This is a genomic window from Gilliamella sp. LMG 34359 (assembly GCF_984569085.1).
The window spans coordinates 2,561,346-2,584,387 of sequence record NZ_OZ474906.1 but is presented as its reverse complement, the minus strand read 5'-3'; the positions used below and the strand labels follow the sequence as shown (position 1 = coordinate 2,584,387).

19 protein-coding genes are annotated in these 23,042 nt (G+C 35.5%); 13 read left to right on the top strand and 6 right to left on the bottom strand.

Translation table 11 applies throughout. The annotated features are described in order from the left end of the window. Positions 1-574: 574 nt before the first annotated feature. The 6 genes from AC5LXV_RS11950 (at position 575) to AC5LXV_RS11925 (ending at position 10,561) form a co-directional block, all read left to right on the top strand. Positions 575-2,071 carry a hypothetical protein gene (locus AC5LXV_RS11950; RefSeq protein WP_493466555.1) on the top strand — a complete coding sequence of 499 codons (1,497 nt, stop codon included), beginning with the start codon at positions 575-577 and terminating at the stop codon, positions 2,069-2,071. 789 nt (positions 2,072-2,860) lie between these two features. Beyond that, on the top strand, positions 2,861-4,330 hold the full coding sequence (locus AC5LXV_RS11945) for a hypothetical protein (RefSeq protein WP_493466554.1): 1,470 nt from the start codon (positions 2,861-2,863) through the stop codon (positions 4,328-4,330). 733 nt (positions 4,331-5,063) lie between these two features. Further along, positions 5,064-6,407 carry a hypothetical protein gene (locus AC5LXV_RS11940; protein ID WP_493466553.1) on the top strand — a complete coding sequence of 448 codons (1,344 nt, stop codon included), beginning with the start codon at positions 5,064-5,066 and terminating at the stop codon, positions 6,405-6,407. Positions 6,408-6,832: 425 nt separating this feature from the next. Further along, the gene (locus AC5LXV_RS11935) at positions 6,833-8,161 is read left to right on the top strand and encodes a hypothetical protein (RefSeq protein ID WP_493466552.1); all 1,329 of its coding nucleotides are present in this window, start codon (positions 6,833-6,835) and stop codon (positions 8,159-8,161) included. A gap of 593 nt (positions 8,162-8,754) precedes the next feature. After that, positions 8,755-9,921, top strand: a complete 1,167-nt coding sequence (locus tag AC5LXV_RS11930) for a hypothetical protein (RefSeq protein ID WP_493466551.1) — start codon at positions 8,755-8,757, stop codon at positions 9,919-9,921. A gap of 313 nt (positions 9,922-10,234) precedes the next feature. Continuing rightward, positions 10,235-10,561, top strand: coding sequence for a Grx4 family monothiol glutaredoxin (locus tag AC5LXV_RS11925; protein WP_493467999.1), 327 nt, complete (start codon positions 10,235-10,237; stop codon positions 10,559-10,561). A 62-nt stretch (positions 10,562-10,623) separates the two neighbouring features. On the opposite strand, the gene rnt is transcribed toward AC5LXV_RS11925, so the two are convergent. Both rnt and AC5LXV_RS11915 read right to left on the bottom strand, forming a co-directional pair. Then, positions 10,624-11,271, bottom strand: coding sequence for a ribonuclease T (rnt, locus tag AC5LXV_RS11920; protein WP_110433539.1), 648 nt, complete (start codon positions 11,269-11,271; stop codon positions 10,624-10,626). 106 nt (positions 11,272-11,377) lie between these two features. Beyond that, positions 11,378-12,142, bottom strand: coding sequence for a tetratricopeptide repeat protein (locus AC5LXV_RS11915; protein WP_493466550.1), 765 nt, complete (start codon positions 12,140-12,142; stop codon positions 11,378-11,380). Between the two features lie 602 nt (positions 12,143-12,744). Here AC5LXV_RS11915 and AC5LXV_RS11910 point away from each other — a divergent pair. From AC5LXV_RS11910 to cysZ, 7 genes are all read left to right on the top strand, one after another. Further along, complete coding sequence (locus AC5LXV_RS11910) at positions 12,745-13,503, top strand: Nif3-like dinuclear metal center hexameric protein (protein WP_493461488.1); 759 nt, start codon at positions 12,745-12,747, stop codon at positions 13,501-13,503. A 95-nt stretch (positions 13,504-13,598) separates the two neighbouring features. Then, positions 13,599-14,477 (top strand): 4-hydroxy-tetrahydrodipicolinate synthase, encoded by an 879-nt coding sequence (dapA, locus tag AC5LXV_RS11905; protein ID WP_110433201.1) that lies wholly within the window; start codon positions 13,599-13,601, stop codon positions 14,475-14,477. A 35-nt stretch (positions 14,478-14,512) separates the two neighbouring features. Beyond that, positions 14,513-15,208 (top strand): hypothetical protein, encoded by a 696-nt coding sequence (locus tag AC5LXV_RS11900; protein WP_493466549.1) that lies wholly within the window; start codon positions 14,513-14,515, stop codon positions 15,206-15,208. Positions 15,209-15,463: 255 nt separating this feature from the next. After that, on the top strand, positions 15,464-16,174 hold the full coding sequence (purC, locus tag AC5LXV_RS11895; protein WP_110423153.1) for a phosphoribosylaminoimidazolesuccinocarboxamide synthase: 711 nt from the start codon (positions 15,464-15,466) through the stop codon (positions 16,172-16,174). Further along, the gene (locus tag AC5LXV_RS11890; RefSeq protein WP_110433203.1) at positions 16,174-16,629 is read left to right on the top strand and encodes a DUF441 domain-containing protein; all 456 of its coding nucleotides are present in this window, start codon (positions 16,174-16,176) and stop codon (positions 16,627-16,629) included. Before purC ends, AC5LXV_RS11890 begins: the two co-directional genes overlap by 1 nt. A 3-nt stretch (positions 16,630-16,632) precedes the next feature. Continuing rightward, positions 16,633-18,567: a GNAT family N-acetyltransferase gene (locus AC5LXV_RS11885; RefSeq protein ID WP_493466548.1), complete on the top strand. Its 1,935-nt coding sequence runs from the start codon at positions 16,633-16,635 to the stop codon at positions 18,565-18,567. Between the two features lie 104 nt (positions 18,568-18,671). After that, the gene (cysZ, locus tag AC5LXV_RS11880) at positions 18,672-19,493 is read left to right on the top strand and encodes a sulfate transporter CysZ (protein ID WP_493466547.1); all 822 of its coding nucleotides are present in this window, start codon (positions 18,672-18,674) and stop codon (positions 19,491-19,493) included. An 8-nt stretch (positions 19,494-19,501) separates the two neighbouring features. Here cysZ and AC5LXV_RS11875 read toward each other — a convergent pair whose 3' ends face one another. From AC5LXV_RS11875 to AC5LXV_RS11860, 4 genes are all read right to left on the bottom strand, one after another. Next, positions 19,502-19,687, bottom strand: coding sequence for a YpfN family protein (locus AC5LXV_RS11875; RefSeq protein WP_110423157.1), 186 nt, complete (start codon positions 19,685-19,687; stop codon positions 19,502-19,504). A gap of 86 nt (positions 19,688-19,773) precedes the next feature. Next, positions 19,774-20,907 carry a succinyl-diaminopimelate desuccinylase gene (gene dapE, locus AC5LXV_RS11870; RefSeq protein WP_493461485.1) on the bottom strand — a complete coding sequence of 378 codons (1,134 nt, stop codon included), beginning with the start codon at positions 20,905-20,907 and terminating at the stop codon, positions 19,774-19,776. 13 nt (positions 20,908-20,920) lie between these two features. Beyond that, a complete protein-coding gene (locus AC5LXV_RS11865; RefSeq protein ID WP_493466546.1) occupies positions 20,921-21,277 on the bottom strand; it encodes an ArsC family reductase in 357 nt (118 codons plus the stop codon). Between the two features lie 184 nt (positions 21,278-21,461). Beyond that, on the bottom strand, positions 21,462-23,033 hold the full coding sequence (locus AC5LXV_RS11860) for an L-serine ammonia-lyase, iron-sulfur-dependent, subunit alpha (protein ID WP_493466545.1): 1,572 nt from the start codon (positions 23,031-23,033) through the stop codon (positions 21,462-21,464). Between the last annotated feature and the right edge of the window lie 9 nt (positions 23,034-23,042).

Below are 23,042 nucleotides of genomic sequence, written 5' to 3'. Positions count from 1 at the left end.
AGATAATGGTATTGTCGAACTGGGTGATAAGAACCGAATTTGTGGCATTAACATGATTTATCGATCCGCTCTAATTGAGCGGATTTATATTTGAGGAAGGTGTTTTTTACAGTAAACGTATATGAGTAACGGGGGGAATTTATCAAAATTTATCATTCTAGAGGTTAAGTTATTAAAACTTCATGGAAACTGAAGAATTAAATAAAGCACCTTAAAGTAGAAGAATGCATTTTTATAGTTCAAAACCGATCAAAAATCCAGATTCTTTTTATATACGCATAAAAACGACTATTTTTCTCTAAAACAAAATTTTTTATTGTTAAATCCTTTAAGTTTGTAAGAAGAGGTAAAGTACTTATTTCTTAGTTATAATAAACATTAGAGTCTGTCATTTTAGAGACTTAAATGATCATCTTTACTAAATCTAACCTTTAATCGATGAAAATAGATTGCGGAGATTTTTTTCGAACTTTATACTATTTTAACCTTTTAAAGGAAATGAGCGGCTGTGGATTAGTCGCTCAAAGATGTAAAATTTAAATTAAACATTAAGTTATATGACAGGAACGTCGAAATGGATTATAATTTCCACCCCCCAACATGGACAACCTATAATTTTAATTCGGCTAAATTAAGCACCAAATCTTTATTTTTCACGCCAATTTATTTTTCATTGAAATTGCATAGAATTACGCGAATTTTATCGCGATCCTTAGATCGTTGCGTTTTATCCCAGCAGATCTTTTTAGGGCTATTGTTTGGCTTGATGCTAATAACTTCCTATTCTAGCCTTGCCTTAACCACTAAAACTTTGAATGTAATTAATGGTAATGCGCCATATTTAACTTTCGACGGTGGTCAAACCCGGGTGACTAATATCGAACCGCTATTCGGGATATCCCTTTCTGATGGTAGAACATTCACGCCCGCAACCCCTAATTTAAATAACAATCCTATTGAGTTACCTGTTGCCGGTCAGAGTTTTCTGGATATTGGTATGTTAGTGCCAACGAATACCGATTCTATTGCATTAAGTTCACTTATTGGCCCTCCCTATAATTATTGGGGGGATGATGATGGCGATGGTCAGGGGATTAATGGTATAACTGTTACTGGTAGGTTAAGCTTATCCATTGTTGATAAAAATAATCAGACTGTATCACGTAATACCGTGCTAACAATTTGTAATGCCCCTTATAAATTAACCTTATCTAATAGTGAAGGTACACTAAAAACCCGTTATGGTGTACCATATGAAAGTCATTTTAGCGCAAGTAATATCAGTTATTATATTAATCCTAAGGCAGCACCAAAGATTTGTTTTGTTAAACCCTACTCGAGTACCAGTTGGGGTATTTATGCTGGTTCTGATTGGTATGCCGGAAAGGGTTTTTTGCCTCAGTCATTTGTTTCATCAAATTATGGTTTAAACTTTCCGACTACGGGTGCTAATAATTTATCTTTCGATTTAGATTTAGGCGGTGTTGTTCAACCTTTAACTTGGAAAGCGGTTTCACCTAATGGTGATATTAAGGCGACGATATCCAATTCAACAAATACTAGCGTTCGAGTCACCCTGACCGGTCCTTCTACTGATGAAACTCAATGGGGTTCAACTAATCCTGGCAATATCGGTAGACCATCTTTACCTCAGATATTTGAGTTAGTCGGCCTTGACAATAATAATAACGAAGTCCTCAAGTATGGTTTTGTTTTAAAACAGTGGTTCGTTAGTCGTGGTAACAGATCATACGAGTATGTTGATGCAACATCGTGGTGTAAAAAAATTGGTGATTATCGGCTGCCTAATGTAAAAGACTTAACTAACGCGAGTTTTGAAGGTACTGTTGGTGGTACACCACCATCATCAGGTAATTATTTTCAACGTAGTATTGGTGCAGGGTTCATCCCCGAGTGGGGGGTAATAAGTATTTACCCTGGTACTAACTTCAATGAGTTTTACAATTGGACGGCTGATAAATCCAGTTTTTCTGGCCTTTATATAGTTAATTACGATGGATCCGTAAGTTGGAGTACTTTTCCCACGGGCGTAATTTGCGTTTATCCTTAACCCTTATTTTTTAGATCTTAAGCTTTGGTCTGGTCGGGAACAAGCAAAAGTAAAGTTAGGATTCTCCTAGCGAAGGCAATGGTGTTGACGAAATGGGTGATAAATAGCGATTTTATGACATTAACGCAAATCAGCCATCCGTTCTAATTGGGCTGATTTATATATTTGAGGATGGTGTTTTTTACAGTAAACGTATATAAGTAACGGAGGTAATTTATGATTCTAGAGATTAAATTATTAAAACTTCATCGAAACTGAAGAATTAAATAAAGCAACTTAAAGTTGAAGAATACACTGTTTATAGTTCTAAAACCGACCAAAAATCCAAGATTCTTTTTATATACGCATAAAAACAACTATTTTTCGCTCAAAAAAAATTTTTCATCGTCATAACGGTTAGTATTGTTAGGATAGTTAAAATACTTATCCTTCAATTAGAATAAACCTTAGACGATGCAATTTTAGCGCCTTTAATGAACATCTTTACAAAAGTTAACAATTAATCGATGAAAACAGATTGCGGAGGTTTTCTTCGATCTTTATACTATCGCGGAATTTTAAAGGTAATTATCGACTATATTTTAGTCAGTTAGAATTGTAAAATGTAAATTAAACATGAAGTTAATTGACAGAGAGCATAAAAATGGTTTATAATTTTAAACAACCAACAACCAACAACCAACATGGCCAACCTATAATTTAAATTCGTTAAAATCAAGTTCCCAACTTTTATTTTTCGTCAAAAACAATTTTTTATCGAAATCCTTATATCGATTCTTTCTGGGGATAATGTTTAGTTGTTCGATAATAACTGCCTATTCTAGCCATGCATTAACGTCTAAAACTACGAATGTAATTAATGGTAGTGCACCATATTTAACTTTTGACGATGGTCGTACGCCAGTAATAAATGCCGATGGTCTACTTGAAATCTCCCTTTCTAATGGGGATAAATATACCCCTGCAACCAATACTTCAAGTCAAACAAGTCCTATTGTTTTACCTAATTTTGGTCAGAGTTTTGCTGATATTGGTATGGTGATACCTGCTGACTCAGATTCAATTGAATTGAATTCTCTTATTAGCGCACCTTATAATTATTGGCGTGATGATGATGGTGATGGTCAAGGCCTTAATGGTATAACAGCCACCGGTAATTTAAGTTTGTCTATTGTTGATAAAAATAATCAAGTTATATCACGTAATACCGTTCCAACGATTTGTAATGCACCTTATAGAGTTAAATTAACTAGTACAGAAGGTAAATTAGAAACGAGTTATGGTGTTCCTAAAAGTATTGATTTTACCGCAAGTAATGTGACTTATTATATTAATCCTAAGCCAACACCTTCAATCTGTTTTGCGAGACCAAATTTAGAGAAGGGTACAGGACCCAATGCTGGTCTGCCTAACGAAAATGAATGGGATGCTAATAATGGCTTTTTCATAAAGTCAACATATAATAAAAACTTCCCGACTACTGGCGCTAATAATTTATATTTTGATTTGATTATTGCTGGTAATGATCAAGCCTTAATTTGGGAAAATGTTTCTCATGATGGAATTACTGCAACCATGAACAATTCAACAAAAAACAGTGTTCGCGTCACCCTAACTGGACCTTCTGCGACTTATTCACAAATAAGAGATCCGGAGCCGGGTGTTATCATCAAGAAGCCATCTTTACCTAAGGTATTTGAGTTAATTGGTCGTGACAGTAATAATAGAGAAGTCGTCAAGTATGGTTTTAATTTGCAGCGGTGGTTCGTTTATCGAGGAGATAAGAAACGAAGTGCGGAAGATGATCAACTTGTGTCTGACCTAACTGATGAGGATAATAATCCTAATCCTGTACCTGGAGTTGCATTTGCTCATGCACAAAAATCATGGTGTGAAAAAGTAGGATACAAACTTTCAGATATTACGGATTTAACTAACGCGTATTGCTCGCATACAATCGATTCAACTGTTGATGGTAGTTGCCGAGCCCAATCTGGTATTAAACCTCTCTCATTAGGTAATAATTACCACCGTAAAATCGGCGGGGGTCTTTTAGCTGAATGGGGAATAATATCGAAATATGATGAAAGTATTGATCCAAGGGCAGGCTATTGGACGGGGAGAACAGTTGAATATAACAATATAACCTATGGTTTTCTTGTAGGCCATCAAGGTGGCGGCATTTATGGATATGCTCCTAACATTTTCCTAAGAACGGCATTTTGCGTAACAGATCATGCACCTATTCCTACTGACTAAAAAACTAAATGAGTTAAGTATTAATAATTAATTCATAAATTCAATATCCGAATGCTGGATTACGGCGATGTTGTAGAACAATTTAATTATCTACCCCAACAGGGGGTATTATTGAGGTGCGATGTTTGTGCTAACAAACCAGCTAAGGAAAGGGATTTTTGTACTTTATAATTCTCCTCGAAATTATCAAAGTCAGTCACTAAATTATCAAAATAGTTAATAATTAAACTAAGGTGCGTTTTTTTATTATAAATTTTATCATTAAGAGTGACTATTTGTGGCGAGAATACAGGCGTTATTATTTTGTTTAGCCACAGTATATTATGTTTCGATATGCGGTTAATTCAATGATCTTCTTTACAAAAATTGATAATAAAAAGATTAAAAACTTTGCGGGGGATATTTTTGGATCTTTATACTATTTTAACCTTTTAAATGAATTGAACGGCTATAGTTTAGTCGGCCAAAATTATAAAATTTAAATTAAACATAAAGTTAATTGACGGGATCGTCAAAATGATTTATAATTTTCAACATTCAACATTCAACATTCAACATTCAACATTCAACATGGATAACCTCTAATTTAAATTTGGCAATGTTAAGCTCGCAAACTTTATTTTTCACCGTAATTTATTTTTTATCGAAATTGCGTGAAATTGCAGGAATTTTATTGCAATTCTTGCAACGTTCCTTTTTATACCGGCAGCTACTTTTAGGGTTAACGTTTGTTTTGCCGTTAATAACTTCTTATCCTATTTATGCGTTAACGTCTATAACTTCGAATAAAATCAACGGTAGTGCCCCATATTTAACCTTTGACGGTGGTCGTTCTCAAGCAACCAACATTGATGAGTTACTTGGAATATCTCTTTCTGATGGTAGCATATTCACTCCCGCAACTCCTAATTCAAAAGACAATCCTATCGTTTTACCTGTTGCAGGTCAGAGTTTTGCGGATATTGGTATGTTAGTGCCAACCAATACGGATTCTATTGCATTAAGTTCACTTATTGGTCCTCCCTATAATTATTGGGGTGATGATGATGGCGATGGTCAAGAGGGTAATGGTATAACTGTTACTGGTAGTTTAAGTTTATCTATTGTTGATAAAAATAACCAACCGGTTGCCCGTAATGAAGAGCTTAAGGTTTGTAGTGCGCCTTATAAATTAACGTTATCTAACACTGATGGTACCCTAACAACACGTTATGGTGTACCGAATGAAAGTCATTTTAGCGCAAGTAATGTCAGTTATTATATTAATCCTAAGGCAGCACCAGTGATTTGTTTTGCTAAACCCTACGCAAGTAACAATTCTGGTTCTGGTAATTTTGCTGGCCCTGTTTCTATTTGGCTCCATAATAGGGGATTTTTTCCTCAGTCAGTTACGCCGTCGTCTTATGGTTCAAATTTTCCTACTACGGGAGCTAATGGTTTATATTTTGATCTAGAAATAGGTGGTGTTGCTCAACCTTTAACGTGGAAGACGGTTTCACCTGATGGTGATATTAAGGCGACGATGACTAATTCAACAAATACCAGCGTTCGAGTCACCCTGGAAGGTCCTTTTACTGAAAAAGAACAATGGGATTCAAATAATCCGGGCAATATAGTTAAGCCATCTTTACCTCAGGTATTTGAGCTAGTCGGCTTTGACAATAATAATAACGAAGTCGTTAAGTATGGTTTTGTTTTAAAACAGTGGTTCGTCAGTCGTGGTAATGAAAAATACTTGTATGCTAAAACATCTTGGTGTACTAATATTGGATATCGGTTGCCTAAAGTACAAGAGTTAACTAACGCGACTTGTCAAGGACTGTACTCAGGTCCTCACTGTCAAGGTGCTGTTGGTGCTACACCTGCATCATCCGCTAATCATTACCAACGTAATATTGATGCAGGGTTCCTCACCGAGTGGGGGCCAATAGAATATCAGCCAGGTACTAACTTCAGTAAGCTTTGGTATTGGACGATTGAAGAATTCAACAGTTTTAGCCATTTTATAGTTTTGAACGATGGATCCGTGGGTTGGAGTAGTACTGAATACATAGGCCTGCTTTGCGTCTACCCCTAGCTCTTATTCCTTAGTTAGAATGAACATTAGAGGTTGTCATTTTAGCGACTTAAATGATCATCTTTACGGAATTTAACCATTAATCGATGAAAATAGATTGCGGGGATATTTTTTGGTCTTTATACTATTTTAACCTTTTAAAGGAATTGAACGGCTATAATTTAGCCCGTCAGAGTTATAAAATGCAAATTAAACATAAAGTTAATTGACAGGAACGTCGGAATGATTTATAATTTTAAACACACAACACACAACACACAACATGGATAACTTCTAATTTAAATTCGTCAAAGTTAAACTCACAAACTTTATTTTTCACCGTAATTTATTTTTTATCGAAATTGCATGAAATTACAGGAATTTTATTGCAATTCTTGCAACGTTCCTTTTTATACCGGCAGCTACTTTTAGGGTTAACGTTTGTTTTGCCGTTAATAACTTCTTATTCTATCTATGCGTTAACGTCTATAACTTCGAATAAAATCAACGGTAGTGCCCCATATTTAACCTTTGACGGCGGTCGTTCTCAAGCAACGAATATTGACGCGTTACTTAGAATATCTCTTTCTGATGGTAGCACATTCACTCCCGCAACGAATAATTCAAGAGACAATCCTATCGTTTTACCTGTTGCCGGTCAGAGTTTTCTGGATATTGGTATGTTAGTGCCAACCAATACAGATTCTATTGCATTAAGTTCACTTATTGGCCCCCCTTATAATTATTGGGGTGATGATGATGGCGATGGTCAGGGGATTAATGGTATAACTGTTACTGGTAGTTTAAGCTTATCCATTGTTGATAAAAATAATCAGGCTGTATCACGCAATACCGTGTTAACAATTTGTAATGCCCCTTATAAATTAACGTTATCTAATACTGGTGGTACATTAAAAACACGTTATGGTGTACCGAATGAAAGTCATTTTAGTGCAAATAATGTCAGTTATTATATTAATCCTAAGGCACCACCAGTGATTTGTTTTGCTAAACCCTACGCAAGTAACGAATCTGGTACTGGTCATCTTGCTGGCCCTGCTTCTATTTGGCTCCATAATAGGGGATTTTTTCCTCAGTCAGTTACGCCGTCGTCTTATGGTTCAAATTTTCCTACTACGGGAGCTAATGGTTTATATTTTGATCTAGAAATAGGTGGTGTTGCTCAACCTTTAACGTGGAAGACGGTTTCACCTGATGGTGATATTAAGGCGACGATGACTAATTCAACAAATACCAGCGTTCGAGTCACCCTGGAAGGTCCTTTTACTGAAAAAGAACAATGGGATTCAAATAATCCGGGCAATATAGTTAAGCCATCTTTACCTCAGGTATTTGAGCTAGTCGGCTTTGACAATAATAATAACGAAGTCGTTAAGTATGGTTTTGTTTTAAAACAGTGGTTCGTCAGTCGTGGTAATGAAAAATACTTGTATGCTAAAACATCTTGGTGTACTAATATTGGATATCGGTTGCCTAAAGTAAAAGAGTTAACTAACGCGACTTGTCAAGAGGTTTACTGTCAAGGTGTTGTGGGTGCTACACCTGCATCATCCGGTAATCATTATCAACGTAATATTGATGCAGGGTTCCTCACTGAGTGGGGGCCAATAGAATATTACCCAGGTACTAACTTCAGTAAGGATTGGTATTGGACGATTGAAGAATTCAACTCTTATAGCCATCTTATAGTTTGGTCCGGTGGAGGCGTGGATAGAACTGATAATAACGGCGGCATACTTTGCGTCTACCCTTAACCCTTATTTTTTAGTTAGAATGAACATTAGAGGTTGTCATTTTAGCGACTTAAATGATCATCTTTACGAAAGTTAACAATTAAAAATAAAAAAATATTGCATATTGATTTTTCAGTCACTATACTTTTTCAACCGTTTAATGTAAACGGTTGAAATTATCAATGAGAAGTATAAAAAAACAAATAAATCAGTAGATTACTTGACAGGAATGTCGAAATGCAATATAATTTTAAACACCCAACACCCAACACCCAACCTGTCTAACCTATATTATAAAGTTAGCTAATTCAGGTGACCAACGTTTAAAATTCTCCTATAGTCCGTTTTTTCATCGATTTTTAAATATCTCTTATACTTTATCTTTATTTTCAAGGATTTATTTAGCTGTAGCACCACTGCTATTCCTATCGTTTTCAATTAGTTGCCAAGCTTTATCGGCTTATACAACGAATATTATTCAAGGAAATGCACCTTATTTAACCTTCGATGGCGGTCAAACTCGAGTTAATAATACCAACTATTTATTAAGTATCAGTTTATCTGATGGAAAAAAATATACAGCCAATAATAATTCGTCAATCAAACCAATAATTTTGCCAAATCTGGGTGAAACATTAGCTAATGTTAATATGTATATTCCGATTGATAATGATTCGATCGCATTAAATTCAGTGATAGGTTCGCCGTATAATTTTTGGGGAGATGATGATGGTGATGGTCATGGTCTTCTGGGTATTTCAGCAACCGGTAATTTAAGTTTAACTATCACTGATAAGGATAGCCAAACAGTATCACGTAATGCAGCTTTGGATATATGTAGAGCACCATATAAACTAACATTAATTAGTACCAGTGGTGAATTAACAACTCAATATGGTATTCCTAATCGGAGTCTTTTTACGGGTAGTCATGCGACGTATTACATTAATCCTAAGATAGAACCAAAAATTTGTTTTGTCAGACCACAATTAGCTTATGGTTCAAATACCGAAATTAGTGGTATTGATTTTCGTGGGCCATCTTCAATGTGGAACATTAATAAAGGTTTTATTCCTCAGTCTACAACATTATCATCTTATGCTATGAATTTTCCTACCACAGGAATGAATAAATTGTATTTTGAGTTAGATATAGGTGGGGCTAGACCTTTAAGATGGGATGAGGTTGAACATGAGGGTATCAAAGCTGAGATAACACCTGATTCTACGGGTTCACGAGTTACCGTGACATTAACGGGACCCGCCGCTAAAGATTCACAATTTAACTCAAATACACCAGGACGAGTTGCCAAACCTGTACTACCACAAACATTTGAGCTAGTAGGTAGAGATAGCAACGGGAATGTAGTGGTTAAATATGGCTTTCAATTAAAACAGTGGTATGTTAATCGTGGTGATCATAACTATTACACTTATGATAGTACCTTATCCTGGTGTAACAATATAGGATACCGGCTTCCTCATGTTAAAGATTTAACTAATTCGATTTGTGCTGGACCATGGAGCAGCCCTTCTTGTCAGAGTTCGGTTGGCGCTACTCCACCGTCAAACGGTAATAATTATCAACGTATAATCGCTGCAGGATTCTTCTCTGAGTGGGGTTATATGGACTATTATAATGGTAATCAACAAGACAATCATAACTACTGGACGATTGATTCTTCAAATATGGGAGGGTATTTTTCCGTTCACTCAAATAATGGTCATATCAATTCGCATTCCAGCGATATACTACTCCGAGGTCTTTGTACTGTACCTTAGTTTTGGTCAAAAAAGAACTATAGAAATAAACACTAATAATTAGTTAAACAACAGTAACAATATGAAAAACTGATGTGACCGTTAATTTGAGATGGTTAATATTTAAGAAAAGGTTTTAACGTTAAAAATTTGAACAATTCGTTTTTTTAGCTATCATTTTGTTAAAATTAGTCCTCAATAAAAAAAATGCCCATTAAGTTATATTTATCTATTAGAGTGAAAGTTGAAATCTATATAACTTGCAATTGTTCTACGCTAAAATAGCGTCTTTATTTTTATCGTATATTAAGGAATCAACCTAATGACAACTGAATTGACAACGCTTGATAAGATTAAACGGCAAATTGCTGAAAATCCAATTCTACTGTATATGAAAGGGTCGCCAAAATTACCAAGTTGTGGTTTTTCTGCTCAAGCGGTGCAGGTGTTATCGCAATGTGGTGTGCCGTTTGCGTATGTTGATATTTTACAAAATCCGGATATTCGTGCTGAATTGCCAAAATTTGCTAATTGGCCAACCTTTCCACAACTTTGGGTTGAAGGCGAGTTGATTGGTGGTTGTGATATTATGCTTGAGATGTTCCAAGCTGGTGAATTACAAACATTAATTAAAGAGACAGCTGAAAAGCATAAATTATAATTGATGATGCAAAAAAAGAGAGCATTCAAGCTCTCTTTTTTATTTCTTGATATGGAATCTTACTATTCTTCATTTTCCGACTCATCAACCGCTAATGGCCAACCTCCTAATCGTCTAAAACGATTCACGATTTCACAAAATAGAATCGCAGTTTTTTCGGTGTCATATAAAGCGCTATGAGCTTGTTTATGATCGAAAGGAATTTGTGCTGCTTCACAGGCTTTGGCAAGCACGGTTTGACCAAATACTAATCCACAAAGTGAAGCAGTATCAAAAGTGGCAAAAGGGTGAAAAGGATTACGTTTAATCCCCGCTCGCTCTGATGCAGCCATTAAAAAACGGTGATCGAAATGGGCATTATGGGCAACAATCACCGCTCGGGTACACTCATTTTCTTTAATGCCTGTTCTAACCACTTTGAATATTGCTTCTAATGCGACTTTTTCATCAACGGCATCACGTAAAGGGTTATCAGGATCAATGCCGTTAAAGGCTAAAGCGGTTGGCTCTAAAATGGCGTTTTCAAAAGGATTGACGTTAAATTGTAAGGTTTGATCCGGCAATAAAAAACCATCGTCATCCATTTTTAAAGTGATGGCGGCAATTTCTAAGATTGCATTTTGCTGGGGATCGAAACCTGAAGTTTCAATATCAATAACGACTGGATAAAATCCACGAAAACGTTCACATAATTTAGCGTTCGGCACAATAGTTGTCTTATTTTTACGAGAATTAATGATATTATGCCAGTTTTTAGCTATTTCGACTAGAATCAATTTAAATCATTAAACATAGATTAAATCCGTTATCAATAAATTATTGACGGTCAATTGAACTCAATTTTTGTCGTGATTGATTAATCTCTCTAATCCATTGATTGTTAAGTTTTTTAGCATGTTTAGGTAAATGCTTTAAGCGGTGATCGATAATTTGTAAAACTTGATTTGCTTTATTAATCTCATTCCAATCAATCAGTGTTTGCAAATAGTAAGAGATAGCTTCAAAGCTTGGATAGTAATCAATAAGTGCTTCAAACTCCTCTTTGGCTTGCTCAATTTGATTGAGCGAAACCAGAATTTTAGTGTAAAGTAGATGGCCTTCATCCGAATAGTAGTTAGGGTTGGTTTCACGAAGGTAGTCGAGTGTTTCTTTGGCTTTGCTAAATTGTTTATCTTGATATAACGCATTAGCATATTGTAACAAGATGTCTGGTGCGGTTTTATAAATGCCTGATAAAGCTTGTTGATAATAGGCTAGGGCCTCATTAGCGCGATTATTGTCGACCAGCGCTTTTGCTAAACGAACCTGGGCATCGACGGTTGGTGACAAGTCATAATTATTCTGCGCTTCACGTAGTTCACGTTGTGGATCGATGGCTTTTCGTAACAATGATTCAATTTCATAACCAGTGCGGGTTGCCCGAATATCAGGTAAGTAGCAAACAAAAAAATAAGCAAGACACCCAACAACAGGAAACATAAATAAAAGATATATCCAATAACGATCCTGGTTGTTTTTTATCGCATGAATCGCAAAAAATACCGCAAAAAGCGTACTTAAACCAATTCCAAAAATAGGCACAATAATTCTCTTTTTTTATCAATGTTATTTTTTAAAGATGCGACAATTTATCATGTAATTAGGTTAAAATGAATTTTAAATTGTAAGTAAGTCGATTTTTGATGTTTTATTAACCATTATATTGTTTAATCACAATATATTATTCGTATCGCGGAATAGTAGTTGAGGTTATACGTCAATGAGGTACAATGGTTTGATTATTGAGAAGCTCATATTTACCCAATATGGTAGATGATACTCTCAATATTGAAGGAATTTAACTATAGTAAAAAATAGAAAATTTCAGGAAGCTGGTATTTGTACTGATGAAAAACTCGGCAAACGTCTAAGTACTTTAGTGGATAAGATGTTAACTAAGTAAAATAGTAAAACCATTAGAGTGAAATTAACCTCCATCGCCGAAGCTAGACAAAAAACAGCTATGAGCCAGTAAGAGTTTGTTAACTTACTCGGTATATCTAAAAAAACGATATAAGGCTGGAGACAAGGAAGGCGGTAAACCATAGCGGTCAGCAAAATTGTTGATTAAAATTTGCAGATACTCATCCTGAAGTACTTCGGAAAATCACTAACAATGATACTCAATTCGCATAGAGGTTGTTATGCATCAATTAGAACTTCAACAGATCATCAATAATGAATTACAAGTGTCGCGATATCGTGACTATGCACCGAATGGCTTACAAGTCCAAGGTCGATCAGAAATTAAGAAAATTGTTACTGGGGTAACGGCTTGTCAATTGTTGTTAGATAAAGCGGTCGAACTTTGTGCCGATGCGGTGTTGGTTCATCATGGTTATTTTTGGAAGAACGAGCCTGAAACTATCACTGGCATTAAATATAATCGAATGAAGACTTTACTCAGTCACGATATTAATTTATATAGTTACCATCTTCCATTAGATGGTCACCCAGTATTGGGCAATAATGTGTTACTTGGGAACCTGTTTGATATTACGGTTGATGCGCGTGATGATATTACCGATTTACTTTTTAAAGGGACACTCAATAGTCCTTTAACTGCGCTTGAATTTAAACAACAACTTGAACAAAAACTTCATGATGGCCGTCGTTCTGTTTTATTTTGTGGAGATAATGCCCCCACAGTGATTAACCGAGTTGCATGGTGTAGTGGCGGGGGACAGGATTATATTGAATCGGCCGCCCAGCTAGGTGTCGATGCGTTTTTTACTGGTGAAGTATCTGAACGCACAATTCATATCGCACGAGAATATGGCATTAATTTTTATGCCGCCGGTCATCATGCAACTGAACGTTATGGCATTAAAAAATTAGGTGAATGGTTAGCCAGCCACTATGACTTACAAATTATTTTTGTGGATATTGATAATCCTGCATAACAAAAGTTGAATTTAAATAAGAAATATCGCATACTTATTCGCAGTTTTTTTAATCTTTAAGTTGTTTTACTATCAATAATATGAGAGGTCACTTTATGTTTACAGGAAGTTTGGTCGCACTTGTTACCCCAATGGATACGAAAGGAAATGTCGACCATGTAAGCTTAAAAAAATTGGTCGAATATCATATTGCAAACGGCACATCTGCCATTGTATCTGTGGGAACTACTGGCGAATCAGCAACGCTCGATCATAATGAACATATTGATGTTATTAAGCGCACTATCGATTATGCAGAAGGTCGAATCGATATTATTGCTGGTACCGGTTCAAATGCCACTAAAGAGGCAATTGAATTGACGCGTCAAGTTGAAAATATTGGTGTGGTTGGCTGTTTAACCGTAGCGCCTTATTATAATAAACCAACTCAGGAAGGTTTATACCAACATTTCAAAGCTATTGCCGAAAGCTCGCCATTACCACAAATTATTTATAATGTTCCTGGTCGTACATGTAGCGACATTAAACCTGAAACGGTTGGACGATTAGCTAAAATTAAAAATATTATTGCACTAAAAGATGCAACAGGTGATCTATCTCGCGTTTATAAGACACGTAAATTAGTTGGCGATGACTTTAAGTTATTAAGTGGAGATGATGCAACTTTCTTAGACTTTATTATTTTAGGTGGTGACGGTGTTATTTCGGTCACAGCTAATGTAGCGGCAAAACAAGTCGCAACCGTTTGTGAATTGGCGTTTAACAACCAAATCCAACAAGCAAGAAATTTGAACGATTCTCTAATGGCACTACATACCCATTTATTTATAGAGCCTAATCCAACGCCAGCTAAATGGGCGTGTACTCGCTTAGGTTTAATGGCTAATGGTACTATCCGTTTACCGCTAGTGCAATTGAGTGACGCATCTATCCCAGTGGTTGAGCAAGCATTGAAAGATGCTAAATTACTTTAATATTGACTATAACCTTAATTAAAAAGCAGAAATCTATGTTGAATAAAACTGAATTGAAAAGCAAAACCTTAAAGAAAATAGCTGTTTTATCGGTTATTACTTCTATGTTTGTTGTTGGATGTAGTAACGATCAACGTTATAAACGCGAGGTTGATAGCAATGAAGATTATCTCAATGCACCCGCTTTAAAATCGTTAATTATTCCTAAAGGCGTTTCCGTACCACAAGAGGTGGGTGAATATTATGTTATTAATAATAATGTTGAAGGTGCGGTCGGTAAACAGTTGGATATTCGTCCACCAGAATTAACTATCTCTACTATTCCAGATGCTTTTGTAGTTTATAAAAATGGTACGGTCAACTTTAATGTGCCTGTCAGTTATGGCATTTGGAATAATATCCCGAATACTTTAAACAAACAGAATATTCAGATAAGTTCAAGCGATAGTACAACTATTAAAATCAATGGTGCGATTATTACTCGTAAAGATGAACAACAACCGGTCAATGCATCTTTTGTTTTGACACGCCAAATGCATGGCAGTGCTGAAACAATCACTATTGTGTTAAGTGCATTAACACGCGGTGGTGAAAATCTTATGTCACAACAAATTGAAGTCCAGCGTTATGTGGTTGGGTTATTTAATCACATAATGAATGATGTCGCTCCTGAATCGCTATGGACAGTACCGGTTAAAGACAGTACAGATGAAAATAAAAAAGATGATTAATGATTAAATCCATATTGATCTGAAATAAAACCTTAAAGGTAAAGTCAGTAAATGTCGGTAGGTTAATGATTGAATAATCTTTCATTTAAACGAATTAAAACGGAGCTGTTATTTAGTCTATTTTAACCTAATAGCGGATTAATTTTAGGTATCTTAGCTTAGGATTGAAATAGCAAGGTAACAAAACTAGATTTGACATTAAGGGGCGTATAGCTCCTTAATTATTTATTGGTAAATTGATATAAGGTTATAAACATGAAAAAGTTGGCTGAGCTTTATCGTGGTAAAGCAAAAACTGTTTACACCACTGACAATCCTGATCTATTGATTCTTGAGTTTCGTAATGATACCTCGGCATTTGATGGACTGCGCATTGAACAGTTAGATCGTAAGGGAATGGTAAATAATAAGTTTAACTATTTTATTATGACTAAGTTGCGTGAAGCAGGCATTCCAACACAAGTTGAAGCCTTATTATCAGACAATGAAGTACTGGTAAAAAAACTTGAAATGGTGCCGGTTGAATGTGTAGTGCGTAATCGTGCAGCGGGTTCATTAGTCAAACGTTTAGGAGTTGAAGAAGGTAAAATACTCAATCCAGCAACCTTTGAACTCTTCTTAAAAAATGATGCTTTACATGACCCAATGGTTAATGAGTCACACTGTAAAGCCTTTGGTTGGGCAACTGATGAACAGTTAGCTACCATGAAGGCACTAAGCTTTAAAATCAATAGCGTTTTAACCGAGCTATTTGATAAAGCCGGATTAATTCTAGTTGACTATAAATTAGAGTTTGGTCTATTTAAGGGTGAAATCACCTTAGGTGATGAGTTTTCACCAGATGGTTGCCGCTTGTGGGAAAAACAAACCTTAAAAAAAATGGATAAAGATCGTTTCCGTCAAGGTTTAGGTGGCGTGATTGAGGCTTATGAAGAGGTTGCTAAACGTATTGGTGTTCCGCTTTAATGTTTGCCCAATTTGACATCTCTTTCTTTCTTTTATTAGGTTTAGCTGCACTGTGTTATATCACGCATAATAACACAGTGACTTTTGCTGTATTGTTACTGTTGTTATTTAAATTAACGCCCCTAGCAAGCTATTTTCCATTCTTAAATCAATATGGTTTAACCATTGGTATTGTGATCTTAACGGCGGCAATGATGGTGCCATTGGCTGATGGTTCATTAAATATCACCGATATTTTAAAATCATTCACTACTTGGCAATCATTGTTGGCTATTTTAGTTGGGATTTTAGTTTCTTGGCTTGGAACACGCGGTGTATCATTAATTGGTGCTCATCCAACCATAATAAATGGCTTAATTATTGGCACGTTGATTGGTGTGGCTTTTTTCAAAGGGATACCTGTCGGTCCATTGATTGCAGCGGGAATTTTGTCGTTATTGATTGGAAAAAGTTAATTAATGACTAATAGCACCAGAAAGCTTTGGGTGTTAAATGGTTCGCGTACTCAGCTATTTAATCAAATTAATCCCATTATTCAACAATATCCTGGGGATTGGCTGGCGATTACCTCGCAAGTCAATTTGCCCGAAGCAATTAGAAATCACATTCAACCCAGTCAAAGCAAATCATTACTTGGACAAGAGTTTAAGCATGCTATCTTTGATGCCACTGAAAGTTTTAATCTAGAGGCTTTTGCGATGTTAGTAGGTACCTTAGTTAAAGGTAGCGTGCTAATTTTATTTTTACCGATTGATTTTTCTCATTGGATTGACCAAGATAGTTTGCGCTGGAATGAATCCACTACGCCAATTGCTGTGCCCAATTTTGTCTGTCATCTGCAACAAACTTTGTCGGAATTTGCCACAAAAAAACCAACAATGTTTACCTCATTGAATGATACACAAAGCGATTTAACCCAACAGCAGTTGGTGTTGACCCAATTATTACAAAGCAATAGTCACTTAAATTTAGTTATAGCTAAACGTGGACGGGGGAAATCAGCCTTAGCAGGTCTGTTTACTCATCACCATGATTGCTGGGTAACTGCACCAAATAAAAATGCTTTAACAACTTTTTATCGCTTTGCTAAATCAAGCTCGCTGTTTTATGCTCCTGATCAATTAATCACAATGGACGATTATGCATTTCCTCAATGGTTAATTATTGATGAAGCGGCAATGATTCCATTGCCAATGTTAGAACAACTAATACAAATAGCATTAGCTAAACAAACTAAAATTTTGTTAACCACTACAGTCGAAGGTTATGAAGGGACAGGCCAAGGTTTTTTATTAAAATTATTGGATAAGCATATCGTGAAGCGATTTTATCTAAGTTCACCTATTCGCTGGCAAGAAAATGATCAGCTCGAACAACTATGCGATAAATTACTACTTAATGGTATAATAGATGAAGATATAAAATCGCGAACTAATGAGCATACTATTAGCTATTCGCTTACAGAAAGAGATGATATAGACACACTAAAATCAGTCTATTATTTATTGAAAATAGCGCATTATCAAACAACATTAGTGGATTTAAGACGATTATTTGATGCAGAGAACTTATTGGTTTGGCAAGCGAAAAGGGCTGATCAACTAATTGCTGCGGCTATTACAATTGATGAAGGTGGTTTGTCAGAAGAATTAATTGATGATGTATGGAAAGGCTTACGCCGACCTAAAGGTAATCTTGTTGCACAATCATTGGTTGCACATGCTGGCGATAAATTAGCGGCTAAATTAAAATCGGTCAGAATTAACCGTATTGCAGTTATTGAACCTTATCGACGTCAACAAATTGCTAAACAGTTGGTAGCGCAAATCTATCAACAGGCAAAGAAACAGAATAATGATTTTGTCTCAGTGAGTTTTGCTTACAATGATGCAAATTATCAGTTTTGGCGTATTTGTGGTTTTACCTTAGTACATATTGCTAGCCATAAACAAGCCAGTTCAGGTAGCTATTCGATGATAATGATTAAGCCTATTTCCAAGCAAGGTCATGAATTAACTCAACGTTTAGCGCAAAATTTAATGAGAAATGGCTATTGGCTTAATGGCATTATTGATTTGCCAATTAGCCAGTTAGTATCCGTTGATGAGCAGCAAGCATTAACGCCGCAAGATTACCAAGACTTGCAAGGATTTTGTAATTACCATCGACCATTTGAAGCTTCGTATCCTTCACTTTGTCGTTTACTGAAAGATAACGAAAATAATAGTAAAATGCCAATGCCATTATTAGCTGCATTATTGCAAAACAAAAATAGTGAACGGTCATTGATTAAACAATATCAATTAACTGGTAGGAACGAACTGCAGCTAGCCATCAAACAAGAGGTAAAAAGGTGGCTTAAAAATTATCAAACAGTATGCCAAATTGATTAATTTCGATTATAAAGAAAGTAAAAAGAAAGTAAAATGAAAGTAAGTTGCTGTCTGATTTAATTAATGGTTAAAATGACATCAATATTAAGTAAGAGGAACTCATTGTGACAACACCTAAGTTAGAACACCAATCACAACATCCACATTCCACCTCTGATAACAGCCAAAACCCTAAATCAAGTATAGATTACTTTATTAAAGGATGGTCTTTAGCTTTTAGTCCTGGCTTAAGACGTTTTGTGTTTTTACCATTATTAGCTAATATTGTTATTATGTCAGCACTATTTTATTGGTTTTTTATATCGATTACTGGTCTGACTAATTGGGGATTATCATTTATACCGAGTTGGTTACATTGGTTAGGCTATATAATAAGTGGTATTGTGATTTTAACCTTAGTGATCTTATTTTGTTACTTCTTTAGCACCGTTGCTAACATTATCGCAGCTCCATTTAATGGTTTGCTTGCCGAACAGGTGGAAGCAAAATTAACTGGTGTTACGGTGCCCGATGTCTCTTTGATGAGTTTGATAAAAGACTTACCGCGGATATTTAAACGTGAACTACAAAAATTTGGTTATTACTTATTATGGGCTATCCCAATTTTGGTTAGTTATTTTATTCCTGTCTTAGGGCAATTGGTAACACCAATAGTGTGGTTTTTATTTACAGCATGGCAAATTAATATTCAATATGCTGATTATGTTTTTGATAATCATAAAATTCCTTTTAAACGTATGCGCCAGATATTAAAACATGATCGCTTGGATAATTTACTGTTTGGTATTTTAATCAGCTTTTTTACCATGGTACCATTATTAAATTTGATTATTATGCCGATAGCAGTTTGTGGCGCAACAGCGATGTGGGTTGATCGTTATTCAAATCAAACTATCTTTGCGAGAAATAATCATAATAATCAATAAACGGTAAATTATTTTTGTTGAGGACGACTTGGCCAATCGTCGTCCTCATCATCGTTATAAGGTATAGGTTTTATTCCTTTCTTTTTATCCAGATAGTGCTTATAGTTCAATTTATTCAGCGCTTTAATTGTGTTAATAAAGATTCCCACTAAAATAATTAGAATTACCCACCAATAATCTTTAAGCCACTCCATTTAAATCCCCTTAAACGTTGATTTTAATAATTAGCATACAGTGTCTTTACAATTTACGCATCATTCATCACAATAAAATCGACCAACTAAGCAAGTAACAATCTTTCTAAGATATCGATATAGATAGCTTGTAATGTAACGACATCTTGACAATTCACATTCTCATTCACTTTGTGAATAGTTTTATTTAACACGCCAAATTCAATCACTTGACAACCTAATTTGGCAATAAACCGTCCGTCAGAAGTTCCTCCACTGGTAGATAATTTGCTATCAAGTTGAGTAAAGGTCTTAATGGCACTAGTGGCAGCATCAGTAAGTTCTCCTTGTGGGGTTAAAAACGGCTGACCAGATAATCGCCACTTCAAAGTATAGTTTAAATTATGTTTTCGCAAAATCGCGTCGACTTTTGCTTTAATCATCTCATCCGTTAATTCACTACTATAACGAAAGTTAAACTGTACCGATAAATCACCGGGAACCACATTTTCGGCGCCGGTTCCACCATTAATATTAGCTATTTGCATGGTAGTTTGTGGAAAATACTCATTACCATTATCCCACACGGTGGTTACTAATTCATTTAAAGCTGGGGCAAATTTATGAACCGGATTATCAGCAAGATGGGGATAAGCGACATGGCCTTGGATACCATGCACCACGAGATTTGCAGTTAAGGAACCACGGCGACCATTCTTGATCTGATCACCTAATACGCTATCGCTGGAAGGTTCGCCGACAATACAATAATCGATCTTTTCTTGGCGTTTAATTAACAAATCGACTACTTTAACCGTACCATCAGTCGCTTCAGCTTCTTCATCGGAGGTTAGTAAAAATGCTACTCGACCAGTATGATTAGGATATTTTTTGACAAACGACTCGGCGGCACAAACCATCGCCGCTACACCACTTTTCATATCCGCCGCACCACGACCATAAAGTACGCCATTTTCATCGATAGTCGGTTCAAAAGGTGGATAACTCCATTTACTTTCATCACCGGCTGGTACCACATCTGTATGACCAGCAAACATTAAAGTTTTACCGTTGCCATGATAAGCCCACAGATTTTTTGTTTTACCAATATTCACCTCTTCAATTACAAAGCCTAACGGTTTTAGGCGATCGATAATCATCTTTTGGCAGTTTTTATCATCGGGGCTTATGGATCTTTCAGCAATCAATGCTTTGGTTAATGCAATAACAGGTTCGGTCATAGTGCTCTCAATCTTATGGTTTAGGATTAATAAATTGTGAATAGCTCTCATCAGAAAAACCTAAAAGAGCTCGCTTGCCATCAACAAGTAACGGACGCTTTAAAATCGATGGATTAGCTAACATAATTTTCATAGCGGCATCTTGATTATCAATTTGAAGGCGTATTGCCTCATCAAGTTTACGCCAAGTAGTACCGCGAGTATTTAACAAGCTTTGCCAATCAACAAGTTCTAATAAGCGACTTAACAACTCAGCCGACAAACCATCAGTTTTGTAGTTATGAAATTGATAACTAATCTGCTGATCATCAAGCCAAGTAAATGCTTTCTTCATGGTATTACAGTTTTTAATCCCATAAATAATATACATAACTATCTTCCTAAAAAAATAGAAAAATTGATTATAACAGCTAATTCTATAAGACAGCAATCGAAGGGCAAAATGATATTATTTACTTTTTAATGTTGAAGAATTATATCTTTTTGCTGAAAAAACCATAATTAATAAATAATGATCTCTCAATACGTTAATGTATTGAGAGATATGGTGATATTTATAATTTTTCTCTTTTAATTAACAGACTTTGTGATAAAAATTGTCCAGTTTTAGTGGTACATAAACCACCTTGGCAAGTACAACGGAAATCTGAAGGTAGTTTTTGTCCTATATCGTACATTGAAGCTATGGTTTCATCTAATGGAATAACAGGATTAAACCCCCACATTACCATATTTGCTGACAGTACGGCATTACCTATAGCGCTTACATTACGGCTAATGCATGGTATTTCTGTTAATCCTGCAACTGGATCGCAAATAAGGCCTAACATATTTTGTAAAGCCATCGACGCGGCTTGAAAAGCTTGCCCAATTGTTCCACCAAGTAATTGAACAATCCCACCAGCAGCCATTGCACTAGCCGAACCATTTTCAGCTTGGCAGGCCGCAACCTCAGCCCCAAAAGAAGCGTTATTAGAAATAAATGATCCTATTAAGCCACTTGCAAGTAGTCCTTTTATAATATCCTCCTTTGGCAAGTTTAAATCTTCTCCTATTGTTATGATGCTGGCAGGTATAACACCACTCGATCCTGCAGTTGGGGCGGCAATAACTATATTATGGGCACAACTATTTTCCATAACAGAAATTGCCGCTAAAGTAGCATTATTAAGTACACCTGTTGATATTGCACTTGAATTTTTGATAGACTGCTTCATTTCTTGTGCTTTATAAGGTAAAAAACCATACATAGGTGTTGTAGTCGGATCTGGTGGAATGGTTGATTGCTTCATTATATTATATGTATGTTCTGCAAGCTGCCATATTTCCTCTTTACTTGCTTTACTTATTGAGAGTTCATAATCTAAAGCAATTTCCCACATCGGTTTTTTCGTGGTGTTACTGTATTGTAAAGCACCATCAGCATTTGAGAAAATAGCTTGAGGCTTAGATTGCATTTCAACAGGCATAATTACTGGAGCATGTTTTATCCATAAAATGTATTGTTGATTTTCTAAAGCTAACAGTTTTTCTTTGGTGGTTATATCAAAAGACGAAAGGCAAAAGAGTATTTGATTATTTTTTTCAGAACTAGTTATTGAAAGGTTATAAAGTTGTAATAATTCTGCCAATTTTATTGAGTATTCAGATTGGCAACAAATAAAAATTTGCTCTTGATTTCCATCAATAAAAACAGGAAAACCATTTAATTCAACAATTTCAAACATACCACCACCAGTTGAAAATGTTAAAACGGATAATTCTATTTCATCTTTTTCATTATAAACATTTATCAATGCTTCATTTGGATGCCTTGAAAAAAGTTTTTGTTTAGAAAACCAGATGTTTTTGTTCATTTTTTTTGCTATTTCAACTGAATCTTTAACTTTTGCGTTATCAGTTTTAAAACCAAGGAGCCCTCCAGTAAAACCAAAATTTGAACCTTGTCCAATATAAGTTTCTGGGTAGGATCCATTGGCATCAAATATGATATTTGCTTTATTAATTTCTCTTCCAAATAATAATCTTGTTTGTAATCCAATTCTTGCACAACCGGCAGAATGTGAGCTAGAAGGACCGCACATTATAGGTCCTAAAACATCATTAAAAATACTATGAACAATCATATAACCTCA

Bases quoted from the DNA above. Each gene is read 5' to 3' on its own strand.
- AC5LXV_RS11950 (WP_493466555.1), top strand. From the start codon at position 575: ATGGATTATAATTTCCACCCCCCAACATGGACAACCTATAATTTTAAT.
- AC5LXV_RS11945 (WP_493466554.1), top strand. From the start codon at position 2,861: ATGTTTAGTTGTTCGATAATAACTGCCTATTCTAGCCATGCATTAACG.
- AC5LXV_RS11910 (WP_493461488.1), top strand. From the start codon at position 12,745: ATGCATCAATTAGAACTTCAACAGATCATCAATAATGAATTACAAGTG.
- dapA (WP_110433201.1), top strand. From the start codon at position 13,599: ATGTTTACAGGAAGTTTGGTCGCACTTGTTACCCCAATGGATACGAAA.
- AC5LXV_RS11900 (WP_493466549.1), top strand. From the start codon at position 14,513: ATGTTGAATAAAACTGAATTGAAAAGCAAAACCTTAAAGAAAATAGCT.
- purC (WP_110423153.1), top strand. From the start codon at position 15,464: ATGAAAAAGTTGGCTGAGCTTTATCGTGGTAAAGCAAAAACTGTTTAC.
- AC5LXV_RS11890 (WP_110433203.1), top strand. From the start codon at position 16,174: ATGTTTGCCCAATTTGACATCTCTTTCTTTCTTTTATTAGGTTTAGCT.
- AC5LXV_RS11885 (WP_493466548.1), top strand. From the start codon at position 16,633: ATGACTAATAGCACCAGAAAGCTTTGGGTGTTAAATGGTTCGCGTACT.
- AC5LXV_RS11875 (WP_110423157.1), bottom strand. From the start codon at position 19,687: ATGGAGTGGCTTAAAGATTATTGGTGGGTAATTCTAATTATTTTAGTG.
- dapE (WP_493461485.1), bottom strand. From the start codon at position 20,907: ATGACCGAACCTGTTATTGCATTAACCAAAGCATTGATTGCTGAAAGA.
- AC5LXV_RS11865 (WP_493466546.1), bottom strand. From the start codon at position 21,277: ATGTATATTATTTATGGGATTAAAAACTGTAATACCATGAAGAAAGCA.
- AC5LXV_RS11860 (WP_493466545.1), bottom strand. From the start codon at position 23,033: ATGATTGTTCATAGTATTTTTAATGATGTTTTAGGACCTATAATGTGC.